A 14,478-nucleotide genomic window follows, 5' to 3' on the forward strand; every position below is an offset into this window, starting at 1 on the left:
CAACTGCGATCGAGTATGCCGTCGCGCCGGTCGGCGGGTCACCGCGCACGCGTGTGAGGGTCGACACCTGTGTCGTCGGTCACCGGGTCCCCGACCGCGGACCGGCCGCGGCCGGGGAGACGCCGCTACCAGGGCTGCCCGAAGCCGACCTTCTTGCACTTGACCGGGCCCTCGAGCGTCGAGCGCTGGCTGAAGTTGCCGTCCTTGAGGCCGGCCGTGACGGCGCGCAGCAGGTCGCTGCGCGTCGCGGCGGGCTGGTCCTGCAGCGCCTTGAGGAAGAGGTAGGTGAAGGCCCCGTTGGACCGGCCGCCGAAGGTCGCGTCGGACGCGGTCTGTCCCGACTTGCAGGCGGCGAAGAGCACCGGCTTCGAGGCCGTCGACCGGCTCTTGGTGAGCTCGACGAGAGCCCGGCGGTCGGGTCGACCGGCCGGCGCGCGCGTGCGCAGCGCCCGCGTCTGCTCCAGGCCCTTGGGCGTGGGTGGCGGCAGGAACCTGGGCTTCCGGCCGAGCAGCTGTGCCTGCATGATCTCCTCGAGGTCCTTCAGGCCGGTGCCGCTGTGGCACGTGTCGAGCAGCACCTCGAACAGCACGCCGGAGGGGACGCGAGCCAGCAGGTCGTGCATCTCGTCGTCGACGATGACGGTGTCGCGGTCCCACTGGTCACCCTTCTGCCGGATGTCGTGGCAGGCGAAGGCCTCGTCGAGGTCGTCGGGCTCGAAGTCGCCGCCCGGCTCGTTGGGCACCTGGGTGCCGTGGCTCGAGAGGGTGAAGATGATGTGGTCCCCCGCCTTCGCGGTGTCGACGAGCTTGGTCAGCGCCGCCATGACGGCGCTCTTCGTCGCCGCCGAGTCGGTGAGCACCGTCGTCGAGCTGCCGGTGAAGCCGAGCGGCCGCAGGGCCTTGGCGATGTCGTTGGCGTCGTTGACGCAGCCGGCGAGCCAGCTCGTCTGAGGCAGCGACTCGAACTCGTTGATCCCCACGCACAGAGCCCTGCGTGCCATGGTCGTTCCTTCCTTCTCGTGAACCCCTCGGGCGAGTGGGTTCGACTGGGGCGTATGCCGTTTCACACCGTCTGAAGAGTCGCGTCCGGTCTCGCGTACACCACGTAGGCGAGCCACGTGGGATCGTCGGCGTCACGGGCCGCCGCACGCGCGAAGGCGCTGGCCCTCGACATGGTGGTGCCCTTGAGGAGCTCTTCGTAGAGCGTCTCGACGAAGACACGTGCGGGCTCCTCCTGGACCGACCACAGGCACGAGACGAACGCCGACGCGCCGGCGTCGAGGAACGCCTTGGCGAAGCCGCCGACGGTCGTGAAGAGCTCGCCGGACCGTCCGGTCTGGCAGGCGTTGAGCACCACGAGGGGTCCGACGCTGTCGGGTCCGGTCCAGTCGAGGTTCTCCGAGACGTCGGTGGCGGAGAGGTACTGCTGTCGCACCGTGGATCCGCGCCGCTGACCCTTGAGCAGCACCTTCGCCTCGGCGATGTCGTCGGACCGTGCCGCGCCGTGGCCGGAGAAGTGGAGCAGGTCGAAGCCGCCGCCGCGCAGGAGCCGCTCCACGCCGGTGGGGGTGGCCGTCACGGCCGTCGCGCCGAACCGGTCCCTGAGGTAACCGGCCTCGGCCACCCCGACGTCGTTCTTGAACATCGGGTCGGCGTACACGGGGCAGATCGAGCGTGCGTGACCCCGCCGGACGCGTACCTCCCGGGGAGGGAAGCTGCCGAGCTGCCAGCGCACGAGCCCCCCGGAGGCGAGGAAGCGCGGGGTGGTGCCGCGCTTGCCCCGGGGCGGCTTGAGGTGCACGAGCTCCCACGGGACGAAGGGCTCGTCGGTGTAGACGATGAGGTCGTGCACGAGGTCGCGGTGCTGCCAGAGGTAGCGCTGCATGTCCTCCGGGAAGAACTGGTCGAAGAGCAGGGTCCCGGTGTTCTGCAGCTGCGACAGTCGTTGGCGCGGCGTGAGGTCAGGGTCCTTGATGACACGCTCGACCTCCGCGATGCGGTCGTGCACGAAGTCGTCACGACCCACGATCGGCGCTGACTCGAAGACGCGCTCGGGCTCGCCGGGGACGAGGCGGAGCGCGTAGCTGTAGACCCTCTCCCCCGTGACCCGTCGACCCTCGACGATGTCGAGGCAGGGCAGCCCGTCGAGCTGCGGGGCGTCGATGCCCGCGTGGACCGTGGCGGTCACCGGGGCGGGGAGCGCGACCGTGGCTGGCCCTGCCGTCGCCTCGAGGGTCAGCGTGGCGACCGGGACCCAGCCCTGGCGCAGCACGACGGACACCCGCACCGGTCCTGCGGCGAGGGCCCTCACCCGGAAGGTCAGCTCACTCGCCCAGTCCCCGCTCGGCAATCCGAAGACCTTGGCGTCGGTCTCGAGCACCTGGACGTTGTCCTTGGCGTAGACCTGCACGCTGACCGGACGCTCGGCGTCGACCTGGACGGTCTGCTCGACGTGGACGGTGCCCTCGGTCGCTGCGAGCCCCTGTCGCGCCAGGCGCACCCGCACCGTCGCGTCGGCTCCGGGCACCAGGACCGAGGGCATCTCCGCCGCGAGCTCGGCCGACGTCGTGTCCCCGCCCTCGGTGGCCTTTTTCGCGGTGGCCTTCTTCGCGGTGGCCTTCTTCGCGGTGGCCTTCTTGGCCGCAGCCTTCTTCGCCGGAGCCGTCTTCGCTGCCTCGCGCCGTACCGGCGGTCGCGGGGCCGTCGTCGGTGGACGGCCGGCCGCGGGCGGAGGCAGTGGCGCCTCGGCCATCTCCAGCCCACGGGTCCCCTCGTCGCCCGCACCGAGGTCCGGTCCCGCGGTCATCCACGCCGGCAGGTGGCTCTCGTCGTCCGAGGCGCCGAGCCCGAGGGGCAGCCACTGGGAGATCGCCCCGATGACCGACAGCTGCGAGAAGTAGTTGACGTGGTGGACGACGTCGTTGGTGCCGAGCGCGAAGGTGTCGCGGACATAGCCACCTGCAGGGCCGCCGATCGCCGACATCGAGTCGGTGTCGACGACGAGGTCGTTGCGACCGTGGAAGAGGCCGTCGACGAAGCCCTCGGCGAGCTTGACCGCCAGCTCCCGGGGGAACTCGGGCGGGTTGTGGTGATCGTCGAAGAGCGACACGTGGAAGTCGGAGGTGACCACGTGCCAGTCGGTCCCGGGCGCCGGCTGACCGGGCTGCACGTCGTTGAGGGTGGTCACGAACGAGCCGTCGGGAGTCATGGCAGCGAGCCCGGGCACCCCGTCGTCGCCCGCGGCATACGACACGAGGTACTTCACGAGGGCACCGATGCCGGTGACGACCCCGCTGACGATCGCCCCGAAGGGGGCGCCCCCGGGCACGAGCGACAGTCCGGCGGCCCCCGCCATGACGAGGTTGGTGTAGAGGTCGACGAGGTCGTGCCAGCGCTCGGGGTCGGCGAGGTGGGTGCCGCCGTTGGTCGCGGCGACGAAGACGATCGAGTCGACGCTCGTGCGCAGGCCGGCGCCCGGGAGCACCGCCTCCACGAAGGAGCGGGTGACGAGTCCACCACGGCTGTGGGTGATGACGTCGAGCACGAGCTCGCCGTCGTGCGGCGCGAGCAGGGCGAGCAGGTCGCGCGCGTTCTGCTCCGGGTCGACGCTCAGGGTGCGGTGGTCGAAGCCGATCACGGCGTCGTAGGCCTGCACGAGGGTGTCGACGAAACCCTCCGCCCCGGGGGTGACCGCCAGGGCCCCGAAGGCGCCCGTCGTCGAGGAGAAGGTGCCGTGGACGAGGAGCAGCACCCGCGCGGGCCGGTCCGTGGGCAGACCCACCTCGGCGAGCGAGGCGACCGGTCTCCAGTCCGCGAGCGCGCCGCCGGTCACGTGGACGAGTCCGGTGCGCACCCCCGACTCGAGGTGCTCGACGACCTTGCCGACGACGAGTGGGGCTGCGAAGCGGAGCACGATGGCCTGCAGCGCTCCGTGCGCGATGTCCCCCAGCAACCCACGGTCGGCGCTCGCCGGGGGCGCGACGAGCGAGCGTGTGCCTGCCCCCGACGGCGGCCTCGCGGGCTCGGGCTGCACCGTCAGCGCGAACGAGACCGTCCGAGGACCACGGTCCAGCGAGCGCGTGCGCTCCCCGACGTCGACCGGCAGGTGCCACGAGTAGAGCCCGTCACGCTCGAGCAGGACGACAGCGTCCTCGCCGGCCGGCACGTCGACGTCCAGGGCGACGGTGCCGCGCCGGTTGGCCGGCGGGCGACCGTCGAGGTCACGACCTCGCCGTGGTGTCAGGTCGATCCGGTCGACGACGTCGAAGTCGCCACCGCGCAGCGCCTCCACGAGCGCAGCCCGTTGGGCCACCCGCCCACCGGTCGGGAGGTCGCGGTCGGTGCGGTCCGTGGCCGCCGACGCGTCGTAGCCGCGGGGCGCGCGCACACGCACCGCTCCTCGACCGAAGGATGCGGACGGCATACCTGGGCTCCCCTCCGAGAGGTCTCCCCTGCTCCTGCCACGGTAGAGGCGAACGGGGCCACGGGTGATACAGATCGCGCGAAGCGGTTACCGACCGGAGGCACTGCCTCCGCCACCGGTTGACCCGGGAGGCGCCAGAGAAAACCCGTTGCGCGCCCTGACGCCGCCGCGCCAGTCTGTGACCGAGCGCGACGGCACACGGCCGCCCGCACCGACCCAAGGAGGGTGACATGTCCATCACGGCACCGGGCGCACCTGCCCACATCTCTTCTTCCTTGGAGTTCACTTGTCTTTCAACGCTTTTCACGACGACGACCCTGAGGTCGTCCACTCCCGGCTGACGGGTCGAGGGGTCCTCGGCCTCGAGGACGAGCACTACGCGGTCGACAGCGAACCCGACGGCCCACCCGAGGGTGAGCGGTGGTCGAGCTGGGACGGCGCCACCCACGGCCCGAAACCCCGACCGGACTGGGTCATCACCGACCTCGGCGCGGTCGAGGCCGACCTCGGGGTGCTCAAGACCGGCAAGGAGGCCGACGTCCACCTGGTCCGCCGGTGGGTGCCGGGCTCACCTGAGCGCGACGTCGTCATGGCCGGCAAGCGCTACCGGTCGAGCAAGCACCGGATGTTCCACCGCGACTCGGGCTACCTCGAGGGGCGCCGGGTGCGGAAGTCGCGCGAGATGCGGGCCATGCGCAACCGCACCTCGTTCGGCAAGGAGCTGATCAGCGGGCTCTGGGCCTTCGCGGAGTTCCAGACGCTCGTGCGGCTCTGGGACGAGGGGCTGCCCGTGCCCTACCCGGTGCAGATGTCGGACGACGAGATGCTGATGGAGTTCATCGGCACCTCCGACGGCCGAGCGGCGCCCCGCCTCGCGCAGGTGCGTCCGGACCCCGAGCTGCTGCCGGTGCTCTTCGAGCAGCTGCGTGAGGCGATGCTCCGGCTCGCCGAGCTCGGCTGGGCGCACGGGGACCTCTCGCCGTACAACGTGCTGCTCGAGGGTGAGGGCGACCGGGCGCGGCTCGTCCTCATCGACTGGCCCCAGGTCGTCGACGTCATCGGCAACCCGCACGGTCCGGAGTTCCTCGAGCGCGACACCCACAACATGTGTGACTGGTTCGCCCGTCGTGGGTACGCGGTGGACGAGGGAGTGCTCTTCGGGGACCTCATGGCGGCGGCGACGTCCCGCTGGTGAGACCGGGCGGCGTCGCGTCGTGTCGTCCCGGAGGAGCCCACAGGTCAGGTGGAGGTCACCCGTTCGTGGGGTGACCTCCATCCCTGTGGCTGGTTGTCGTCCCGGTGGTCGTCAGTCGGCGAGGAAGTCGGCCGGGTGCCCGAACTTGCCGGAGTGCACGAAGGCCTCCAGCGGGAGCCGCGAGCGGGGCAGACGCGCCCGCGTGCGCACCCAGTCCGGCATCTCGGCGTCGTCGTCGGGCCCGGCGGGCAGCCCGAGGGCGATGCCCGTGGTGACGGCCCAGTGCGGCGGCACGGCGAACCGCTCGGTCGCGGCGCGGTGGTCGAAGCCCCCGAACTGGCGCACCTGCAGGCCCATCGAGCGGGCCTGGACGGTGATGTGGGCGACGGCCTGCCCGAGGTCGAACATCGCGTAGTCGCTGTAGGCGATCTCGTGGTCCTCGTCCGTCGCCACCTGGTGCAGCGTCAGGATGATGGCCGACGCGGACGGTGCCCACACCTGGTTGGCCGAGGAGAGCACGTCCACCATGGCGGCGTGGGTGTCGTCCCCGCGCAGCCCGACGATGAAGCCCCAGGGCTGGGAGTTGCCGGCGGACGGTGACCACCGGGCCGCCTCGAGGATGGCCCGCAGGGCCTCGGGGCCGAGCTCGTGGGTCCGGTCGTAGACCATGACGCTCTCGCGGTCGCGCAGCAGCGGGGTGAGCGACTGCGGCTGCGCCGCGACCGGGACCACCGCCGGCGTATGCCGTCCCGTGGGCTGGGCCCGGTCCGTCACGTCGCGCTCACCGTCCTCACGCATCCCACAACCATGCCGCAGCCGCGTCTCTTCCCGGCCGCCCGTGTGGCCGGGACCACTCGGTGAGGGTCAGTAGGCCCGTCCCACGACCGCGAGCACCCCGTCGTCGGACTCCGACGAGGGCACCGACCCGTCGGGCATCGTCAGGCAGCGCACCGTGACGGCCGACTGGGCGAGGGTCGCCTCGCCCTCGGGCCCCAGGGTCGACCACGGGATCGTCGCCCAGCCGGTGCGGGCCGCCTCGGCGGCGTCCTGGAGGGACTCGACGGCGGTGGTGTTGGCGTCGCGGTGCGCCAGCGCGGCGGCATACAACGCGTCGTGGTCCTCCTCGAGCGCCGCCGTGACGGTGTCCACCACGGCGGCCAGCCGCACCGGCGACTTGCCGCCGGCGATGCGGCGCGCGACGGTGACGGACCCCTCGGCGAGGTCACGCGGACCCACCTCGACCCGGACCGGGATGCCCTTGAGCTCGGCGTCGACGGCCCGCCGGCCGAAGGGGGTGTCGACCCGCGCGTCGAGCTCGGCGCGCACCCCGCGTGCGAGCAGGTCGGAGACGACCTGGCGGGCTGCCTCGACGACGCCCTCGCCGTCCTTGACCACCATGACGAGCACCTGGACGGGCGCGAGACGGGGCGGCACGCGCAGGCCCTGGTCGTCGCCGTGTCCCATGATGAGTCCACCGAGCATGCGGGTGGACGTGCCCCACGACGTGGTCCAGCACGTCTCCTGCCGGCCCTGCTCCGAGAGGTAGGTGATGTCGAAGGCCTTGGCGAAGTTCTGCCCGAGCTCGTGGCTCGTGCCCATCTGCAGCGCCTTGCCGTCACGCATCATCCCCTCCAGCGCCAGGGTGTTCGTCGCCCCGGCGAAGCGTTCCCGAGCAGTCTTGCGGCCGAGCACCACTGGCATGGCGAGCATCTCGCGCATGAACGACGCGTAGACCTCCTCGTGGATCCGCTTCGCGTAGAGGCGGGCGTCCTCCTCGGTCGCGTGCGCCGTGTGGCCCTCCTGCCAGAGGAACTCACTGGTGCGCAGGAAGATCCGGGGACGAAGCTCCCACCGGACGACGTTGGCCCACTGGTTGAGCAGCAGGGGCAGGTCGCGGTAGCTCTGCGTCCACTTGGCGAGGTACTCGCCGATCACCGTCTCGGAGGTCGGGCGCACGACCACCTTCTCCTCGAGCTCCTTGCCACCGGCGTGGGTGACGACGGCGAGCTCGGGGCTGAAGCCCTCGACGTGCTCTGCCTCGCGAGTGAGGTAGGACTCGGGGATGAAGAGCGGGAAGTAGGCGTTACGGGCGCCCGCCTCCTTGATGCGCCGGTCCATGTCGGCCTGCATGCGCTCCCAGATGGCGTAGCCGTACGGTCGGATGACCATCGTCCCCCGCACCGGGCCGTTGTCGGCCAGCTCGGCCTTGGCGACGACGTCCTGGTACCAGCGGGGAAAGTCCTCCGACTGGGGGGTGAGCACGGTCTTGGGCATGCGCCCGATCCTACGGGCGCGGCTGCACGCGGCCGCAGACCTTTTGCGCAGGGAGCGTCAGGCGCGCTGCATCGTGGCGACCATGAACGCCTGCCACGCCTCGCGGGAGTCGGCGAGCTCGCCCGGCCCACCGGCCCTCTCGAGGATCTGCGTCGTCGCGTCCCGGGTCACGTCGTCGAAGTCGCCGCTCGGCTCGACGTCGGTGCGACCCCACACGTGGCGGCACATGGCCTGCACCGCCTGCACCTGAGCGTTCGAGCGGCGGATGAGGCGCGGCCTCTCGGGCCCGAAGCGACCGATGTCGACGTGGATGTGGTTGCTGTGCGCGTCGTCGAAGAGATACGTCAGGACGTCGGCGAACTCGTGGTGCAGGCCGGCAGCCGTGCGCCAGTAGAGCGCGAGGCGACGCCGCAGCTCGCTGGCCGGGGCATCGCGCCACTGGTCGTACCGCAGCGAGGTGAGGTCACGCCCGTCGGCGCGGAGTCGGGCGATGTCCATGGCCTCGCCGGAGCTGTGCCACGACGTCGTCGAACCCCGCACCCAAGCACCGTAGGACCGGACCTCGTCGGGGGCCTGACCGATGTGCTTGCGGTGCAGGGCGATCCACCGGTCGAGGCGCGCCCCGAACGGCTCGGTCACGTAGTACGCGGCCGCCCGCCCCGTGACCTCGTAGACGTACGCCGCCGAGCCGATGCGACGCCGCGCCGCGAGGTCCCGGAAGTCCACCGGCTGCGGGTCGATCCGCAGCTCCGGCGGCGACGGCTCGACCAGGCCCGGCAGCTGCGGCAGGGACGGAAGCCCGGGACCGCGCGACACGGCATACGCCCCACCGGCCGCGACGACACCCACGGCGCCCAGCGTCAGCAGCCGGCGACGGGACAGGCCCGCACGGTCACCACCCGCGAGGGGTGGCGTCGTGGCGTCGCCCTCGCGCGGCTGCTGGCTCATGACTGCTCCAACGCGCGAAGGCCGTCGACCGATCCCGCCGCGCCGCCTCACGGATGGGCGCGACGTGCGCGGCTACGCTCCCGCCATGCCCAACGACCGTGCACCGTCGCGGCGCACGGTGCTGCTCGGCGGCGCTGCCCTGGCGACCACCCTCGCGCCCGGCCTCGCCGGGTGCTCGTCCTCGGGCACGAGCGGCCCCGTGCTGTCGGACGGCGTGCTCCCGGACGGCTTCGGCCTCGAGGCGCCGCGGTGGCGGATGGCAGTGCCGCGTGCGGCGCGACCGCGAGGTCTCGTCGTGGCACTGCACGGCTTCGGGGGCTCGGCCGACGACGCGTTCGACCTCGGCTTCGGCGACGCCGTGGAGACCTCGAGGATGGCGCTGGTCTCCGTCGACGGCGGCGACACCTACTGGCACGCCCGCGGGGACGGCAGCGACACCGGGGCCATGGTCAGTGACGAGCTGGTGCCGATGGCCCTCGCCGCGGCGGGGCTCCCTGCGAGCTCGCGGGCCACCTTCCTCGGTTGGTCGATGGGCGGCTTCGGCGCCCTCCTGCTGGCGAGCGACCTCGGCCGGACGCGAGTCAGCGGGGTCGTCGCCGCGAGCGCCGCCCTGTGGTTGAAGGGCAGCCAGACGCCCGCCCGGGCCTACGACGGTCGGGCCGACTTCGACGCGCACTCGATCTTCAACCGGGTGCCGCGGCTCCGGGGCATCCCCGTGCGCCTCGACTGCGGCACCTCCGACCCCTTCATCGCCGCCAACCGGACGCTGGCCCAGCGGCTGCCGGGCGTCGAGGCCCACTTCACCCCGGGCGGCCACGACGACGGCTTCTGGAGCGGGAACGTGGCGGCCGAGATGGCATGGGCGGCGGCCCGCACCTGAGCCGGCGTACGGCCGATCAGGACAGGGCGGCGATGGCCTCCGCGGTCGCGAGGACCTTCTGCGCCGTGTCGACGTGGAGGTTCTCGATGAGGCGGCCTTTCAGGGTCACGACTCCCTTGCCCTCGGCCCGCGCCGTCTCGAAGGCTGCGATGACGGCCCGCGCCTCCTCGACCTGGTCGGCGCTCGGCGCGAAGACCTCGTTGCACGGCCCCACCTGACCCGGGTGGATCAGCGTCTTGCCGTCGAAGCCCCACTCGCGGCCCTGCCGGGCCTCGGCGAGGAAGCCGCCCTCGTCCTTGACGTCGTTGAAGACGCCGTCGACGACCGCGACGCCGGCGGCCCGTGCGGCGAGCAGGGCCAGCTGCAGGCTGGTCGCGATGGCCGCACGGCCGGGTGCGAAGCTCGCCCCGAGCTCCTTGTAGAGGTCGTTGGTCCCGAGCACGAGGCAGCCGAGACGGTCGGAGGCGCGCGCGATCTCCTCGGCGTGCAGCACGGCCACCGGGGTCTCGACCATCGCCCAGAGGCTGGTGTGTTCCGGCGCCCCGGCGGCCTCCATGGCCGACACGAGCGAACGCACCTCGTCGGCCGAGTTCACCTTGGGCACGACGATCGCGTCGGGGCCGGCCGCTGCCGCCGCGGCGAGGTCTGCGTCGTGCCACTGGGAGCCGAGGCCGTTCACCCGGATCGTCAGCTCGCGTCGACCGTAGGCACCGGATCGTGCTGCAGCGCAAGCATTCTCGCGCGCCGCCTCCTTGGCGTCCGGGGCGACGGCGTCCTCGAGGTCGAGGATCAGCGCGTCGACGGGGAGTGTCTTCGCCTTCTCGAGCGCCCGCTCGTTGGAGCTCGGCATGTAGAGCACCGAGCGGCGGGGACGGTATGCCGTCTGCTGCGTCACGAGCTCAGCCTTCCTGGGAGGCGGGCGCGGCGCCATACAGCTCGGCCAGCGCGGGGTCGGTCTGGGAGAGGCGCTCGGCGAGCTCGACGATGACGAGGCACTGCTTGAGGCTCGCGTCGTCCTCCATCTTGCCGTCGAGCATGACGGCACCCGTGCCGTCGCCCATGGCGGCCACGACCCTGCGCGCGTGCGCCACGTCGTCGGCCGACGGGCTGAAGACGCGCTTGGCGATCTCGATCTGCACCGGGTGCAGCGACCACGTGCCGACGCACCCGAGGAGGAAGGCGTTGCGGAACTGGTCCTCGCACGCGACGACGTCCTGGATGTCGCCGAACGGGCCGTAGTAGGGATAGATGCCGTGCATCGCGCACGCGTCGACCATGCGGGCGATCGTGTAGTGCCACAGGTCCTGCTGCGCCGTGGCGCGCTCCCCCGTGACGTCCCCGTCGACGGGGTCGGTGCGCACGAGGTAGCCGGGGTGGCCGCCGCCGACGCGGGTCGTCTTCATCCGACGGTCGGCGGCGAGGTCGGCCGGCCCGAGGGAGAGGCCCTGCATGCGCGGTGAGGCGCCGCAGATCTCCTCGACGTTGACCATACCTCGGGCCGTCTCGAGGATGGCGTGGACGAGGATCGGGCGGGTCAGCCCGGCCTTGGCTTCGAGCTGTGCCAGCAGGCGGTCGACGTAGTGGATGTCCTCGGCGCCCTGCACCTTGGGGACCATGACGACGTCGAGCTTGTCGCCGATCTCGGTGACGAGCGTCGTCAGGTCGTCGAGCGCCCACGGGCTGTCGAGGGCGTTGATGCGGGTCCACAGCTGGGTGTCCGCGCCGAAGTCGGTCGCCTTGGCGATCTCGACGAGGCCGGCGCGGGCTGCCTCCTTGCGGTCGGCCTTGACGGCGTCCTCGAGGTTGCCGAGCAGCACGTCGACGGTGCCGACCATGCCGGGCACCTTGGCGGCCATCTTGGGGTTGCTGGGGTCGAAGAAGTGGATGACCCGTGACGGGCGGGCCGGCACCTGCGTCAGGGGCGTCGGCGCCCCCACCGCGAGCGGGCGGAAGAAGTCCTTGGCGCTGCGCATGCGCGCCAACGTAGCAACGGCAGGACGGGCTGCGTTATGACGACAGTCACGCGTGCCACCTATGAGGGCGGGATCACTATGGTGGCGGTGTGACCGAGCGCGCGACCGACCAGGTGTCCGAGCCCGCAGCCGGTCCCGGCCCGGGTCGCGGGGCGGGCGCCGGCGGTGGTTCCGACGCTCCCGGCGACCCCGTGGCTGCAGGATCCGGGGCTGCAGGACCTGCCAGCGCGGCCGGCGCTGCGGCCCTGCTCAACGAGGCGATGTCGAAGTCCGGGCTGCTGTGGGTCGAGGTCGACGGTGACCGCACCTGGCCGGCCTGGCACGTCTGGGACGACGGTGCCGCCCTCGTCGTCAGCGGCCCGGGTGAGCAGCCGCTCCCGTGGCTGCCCCCGGAGGTCCGGCTCATCCTGCGCAGCAAGGACACAGGCGGCCGGCTGCTCACCGTCCGCGCGCACGTGCACGTCCTCGAGCCGGGCACCCCCGAGTGGGAGCGGGCGACCGGGCTGCTCCGCGCCTCGCGCCTCAACTCCGTCGACGACTCCCTGACCCGGTGGGCCGCCGAGTGCACGGTCACCGCCCTCGTCCCCTTCGACAGCCCCCTCGAGTCACCGGGCGCGTATGCCGCTCACGACCACCGCCAGCCCCCCGCACGGACCGCCGCGACGACCACGGCGTGGCGCCCGTGGCACTGGGGTGGTCGCGGTGAGGAGAAGGCCGCACGCAAGCGCGCCCGCGACGAGCTCAAGGCCGCGAGGCGCGCCGCGAAGGAGCGGGCCAAGCTGCGCAAGAAGCGTCAGCGACGTGGCGCCCGTCGGCGCGGACGTTGACCCCATAACCTTGCCCCATGAGTGCCAGCGCCCGCGTCTTCGTCGCGCGCCTGACCGGACTGAGCGTCTTCGACCCGCTCGGTGACCAGGTCGGGCGGGTCCGCGACGTCGTGGTGATGTTCTCGGCCAACCGCCCAGAGCCCCGCGTCATCGGCCTCGTCGTCGAGGTGCCCGGTCGCCGCCGGGTCTTCGTGCCGATGACGCGCGTGACCTCTATCGACGCCGGCGCCGTCATCACGACCGGCCTGGTCAACATGCGCCGGTTCGAGCAGCGCACCAACGAGGTCCTCGTGGCCGCCGAGCTCTTCGACCGCACCGTGACGGTCACCGCTCCGGAGGCGGTCGAGGCCGGCTTCTCCGAGGCCCTCGTCGAGGACCTCGCCATCGAGCAGGGCCCGCGCCGTGACTGGCTCGGCGTCAAGGTGTTCGTGCGCCAGGCCGCCACCGGTGTGTCGTCGGCCTCCAAGGCCATGTCGCGCCTCGCCCGCCGCCGCTCGGGCAAGACGATGCTCGTCGACATCCGGGACGTCGTGGGGTTGCACGAGCAGCTCGGCGCCCAGAGCGCCGAACGGCTGCTCGAGACCTACGACGACCTCAAGGTCGCCGACCTCGCCGAAGTCATCCACGACCTCAACCCCAAGCGCCGCGCCGAGGTGGCCGCCGCGCTCGACGACGAGCGCCTCGCCGACGTCCTCGAGGAGCTGCCCGAGGACGACCAGGTGGAGATCCTCGCCGGCCTCGCCAACGCCCGAGCGGCCGACGTGCTCGAGGCGATGGAGCCCGACGACGCCGCGGACCTGCTCGCCGACCTGCCGCCCGAGCAGGCCGAGCAGCTGCTGCAGCTCATGGAGCCCGACGAGGCGGCTCCCCTGCGCCGACTGCTCTCCTACGACGAGAACACCGCCGGCGGCATGATGACGACCGAGCCGGTCATCCTGGGCCCGGAGGCGACGATCGCCGAGGCCCTGGCGACCGTGCGTCGAGAGGAGCTCGCGCCCGCCCTGGCCTCGATGGTCTACGTCTGCCGTCCCCCGCTCGAGGCGCCGACCGGCCGCTACCTCGGGCTCGTGCACATCCAGCGGCTGCTGCGCGAGCCACCGCACGCCGCGATCGGGTCGATCATCGACAAGGAGATCGAGCCGGTCGGTGCGGGCGACTCGCTCGAGAAGGTGACCCGGACCCTCGCCACCTACAATCTCGTGTCCCTGCCTGTCGTCGACGACGACGGGCGGCTCATCGGTGCGGTGACGGTCGACGACGTGCTCGACCACATCCTCCCCGAGGACTGGCGTGAGGAACGGCACGAGATCGGGGTGGTGACGTGAGCGAGCGCGCCGAGCGCCGCGTCCCGTCGCGCGCGGTGCGGGGCGACAAGCTGGACCAGCCGCAGGAGCAGCGTGCCCGCGTGCTGCCGAGGATGACGTTCTCGCAGGAGGCCTTCGGCGTCCTCTCGGAGCAGTTCGCGCGACTCATGGGTACCGCGGGCTTCCTCATCGGCATGACGGTCTTCGTCGCCGCGTGGATCCTCTGGAACGTCGCGGCGCCCGCCAGCCTGCGTTTCGACGAGTTCCCGTTCATCTTCCTCACGCTCGCGCTGAGCCTCCAAGCGTCGTACGCCGCACCTCTCATCCTGCTCGCCCAGAACCGTCAGGCCGACCGCGACCGGGTCGCGCTGGAGCAGGACCGCGCCCGCGACGAGCGCAACCTCGCCGACACCGAGTTCCTCACTAGGGAGGTCGCCTCCCTGCGCATCGCCCTGCGGGAGCAGGCGACCCGTGACTTCGTTCGCTCCGAGCTGCGCAACCTCCTCGACGAGCTCGAGGACCGGGCCGTGGTCCGCGGCCGTACCGAGGACCAGCCGCCACCCCAGCAACCCAGCGAGTAGGTCACGACGCACCCGGCCCCGGCACGGGGCGGGCCGCCGTCTGCTCGGTGTGTTGCGGTAGACACCCGGCGTG

The 14,478-nt window shown here is 72.1% G+C and carries 12 protein-coding genes; 5 read left to right on the plus strand and 7 right to left on the minus strand.

Annotated features, from left to right (window positions below; translation table 11 throughout):
* Nucleotides 1-125 precede the first annotated feature (125 nt).
* Nucleotides 126-1,001: a caspase family protein gene (locus ABD297_RS16645; protein ID WP_344256162.1), complete on the minus strand. Its 876-nt coding sequence runs from the start codon at nucleotides 999-1,001 to the stop codon at nucleotides 126-128.
* A 62-nt stretch (nucleotides 1,002-1,063) separates the two neighbouring features.
* A complete protein-coding gene (locus ABD297_RS16650; RefSeq protein WP_344256163.1) occupies nucleotides 1,064-4,387 on the minus strand; it encodes a CHAT domain-containing protein in 3,324 nt (1,107 codons plus the stop codon).
* 322 nt (nucleotides 4,388-4,709) lie between these two features.
* Here ABD297_RS16650 and ABD297_RS16655 point away from each other — a divergent pair, with 322 nt between their 5' ends.
* A complete protein-coding gene (locus tag ABD297_RS16655; protein WP_344256164.1) occupies nucleotides 4,710-5,618 on the plus strand; it encodes a serine protein kinase RIO in 909 nt (302 codons plus the stop codon).
* A gap of 111 nt (nucleotides 5,619-5,729) precedes the next feature.
* Here the strand turns inward: ABD297_RS16655 and ABD297_RS16660 are convergent, their stop codons facing one another.
* The 3 genes from ABD297_RS16660 to ABD297_RS16670 all read right to left on the minus strand — a co-directional run bounded on the left by ABD297_RS16660 (nucleotide 5,730) and on the right by ABD297_RS16670 (nucleotide 8,840).
* A complete protein-coding gene (locus ABD297_RS16660) occupies nucleotides 5,730-6,416 on the minus strand; it encodes a nitroreductase family protein (RefSeq protein WP_344256165.1) in 687 nt (228 codons plus the stop codon).
* A gap of 66 nt (nucleotides 6,417-6,482) precedes the next feature.
* Nucleotides 6,483-7,892, minus strand: coding sequence for a proline--tRNA ligase (proS, locus tag ABD297_RS16665; protein ID WP_344256166.1), 1,410 nt, complete (start codon nucleotides 7,890-7,892; stop codon nucleotides 6,483-6,485).
* Nucleotides 7,893-7,949: 57 nt separating this feature from the next.
* Nucleotides 7,950-8,840 (minus strand): extensin family protein, encoded by an 891-nt coding sequence (locus tag ABD297_RS16670; protein WP_344256168.1) that lies wholly within the window; start codon nucleotides 8,838-8,840, stop codon nucleotides 7,950-7,952.
* Nucleotides 8,841-8,925: 85 nt separating this feature from the next.
* On the opposite strand from ABD297_RS16670, the gene ABD297_RS16675 reads away from it, so the two are divergent.
* Entirely contained in the window at nucleotides 8,926-9,720 is a 795-nt protein-coding gene (locus tag ABD297_RS16675) for an alpha/beta hydrolase-fold protein (protein ID WP_344256169.1), read from the plus strand.
* A 16-nt stretch (nucleotides 9,721-9,736) separates the two neighbouring features.
* On the opposite strand, the gene ABD297_RS16680 is transcribed toward ABD297_RS16675, so the two are convergent.
* Together ABD297_RS16680 and ABD297_RS16685 are read right to left on the minus strand one after the other, a co-directional pair.
* Nucleotides 9,737-10,651: an HpcH/HpaI aldolase/citrate lyase family protein gene (locus ABD297_RS16680; protein WP_425581186.1), complete on the minus strand. Its 915-nt coding sequence runs from the start codon at nucleotides 10,649-10,651 to the stop codon at nucleotides 9,737-9,739.
* Nucleotides 10,620-11,693, minus strand: coding sequence for an HpcH/HpaI aldolase/citrate lyase family protein (locus ABD297_RS16685; protein WP_344256171.1), 1,074 nt, complete (start codon nucleotides 11,691-11,693; stop codon nucleotides 10,620-10,622). Before ABD297_RS16685 ends, ABD297_RS16680 begins: the two co-directional genes overlap by 32 nt.
* A gap of 89 nt (nucleotides 11,694-11,782) precedes the next feature.
* On the opposite strand from ABD297_RS16685, the gene ABD297_RS16690 reads away from it, so the two are divergent.
* Genes ABD297_RS16690 through ABD297_RS16700 form a run of 3 tightly spaced genes read left to right on the plus strand, consistent with a single transcriptional unit; the run spans nucleotide 11,783 to nucleotide 14,405 of the window.
* Complete coding sequence (locus ABD297_RS16690) at nucleotides 11,783-12,520, plus strand: hypothetical protein (RefSeq protein WP_344256173.1); 738 nt, start codon at nucleotides 11,783-11,785, stop codon at nucleotides 12,518-12,520.
* 17 nt (nucleotides 12,521-12,537) lie between these two features.
* The gene (locus ABD297_RS16695) at nucleotides 12,538-13,845 is read left to right on the plus strand and encodes a magnesium transporter MgtE N-terminal domain-containing protein (protein WP_344256174.1); all 1,308 of its coding nucleotides are present in this window, start codon (nucleotides 12,538-12,540) and stop codon (nucleotides 13,843-13,845) included.
* Nucleotides 13,842-14,405: a DUF1003 domain-containing protein gene (locus tag ABD297_RS16700; RefSeq protein ID WP_344256175.1), complete on the plus strand. Its 564-nt coding sequence runs from the start codon at nucleotides 13,842-13,844 to the stop codon at nucleotides 14,403-14,405. The genes ABD297_RS16695 and ABD297_RS16700 overlap by 4 nt, the downstream gene beginning before the upstream one ends.
* Nucleotides 14,406-14,478: the final 73 nt, after the last annotated feature.

The sequence above is a fragment of the Terrabacter carboxydivorans genome (genome assembly GCF_039532035.1).
In the GTDB taxonomy this organism is placed as follows: domain Bacteria; phylum Actinomycetota; class Actinomycetes; order Actinomycetales; family Dermatophilaceae; genus Terrabacter; species Terrabacter carboxydivorans.

Bases quoted from the DNA above. Each gene is read 5' to 3' on its own strand.
- ABD297_RS16675 (WP_344256169.1), top strand. From the start codon at position 8,926: ATGCCCAACGACCGTGCACCGTCGCGGCGCACGGTGCTGCTCGGCGGC.
- ABD297_RS16695 (WP_344256174.1), top strand. From the start codon at position 12,538: ATGAGTGCCAGCGCCCGCGTCTTCGTCGCGCGCCTGACCGGACTGAGC.
- ABD297_RS16660 (WP_344256165.1), bottom strand. From the start codon at position 6,416: ATGCGTGAGGACGGTGAGCGCGACGTGACGGACCGGGCCCAGCCCACG.
- proS (WP_344256166.1), bottom strand. From the start codon at position 7,892: ATGCCCAAGACCGTGCTCACCCCCCAGTCGGAGGACTTTCCCCGCTGG.
- ABD297_RS16685 (WP_344256171.1), bottom strand. From the start codon at position 11,693: ATGCGCAGCGCCAAGGACTTCTTCCGCCCGCTCGCGGTGGGGGCGCCG.
- ABD297_RS16645 (WP_344256162.1), bottom strand. From the start codon at position 1,001: ATGGCACGCAGGGCTCTGTGCGTGGGGATCAACGAGTTCGAGTCGCTG.
- ABD297_RS16680 (WP_425581186.1), bottom strand. From the start codon at position 10,651: ATGGCGCCGCGCCCGCCTCCCAGGAAGGCTGAGCTCGTGACGCAGCAG.
- ABD297_RS16670 (WP_344256168.1), bottom strand. From the start codon at position 8,840: ATGAGCCAGCAGCCGCGCGAGGGCGACGCCACGACGCCACCCCTCGCG.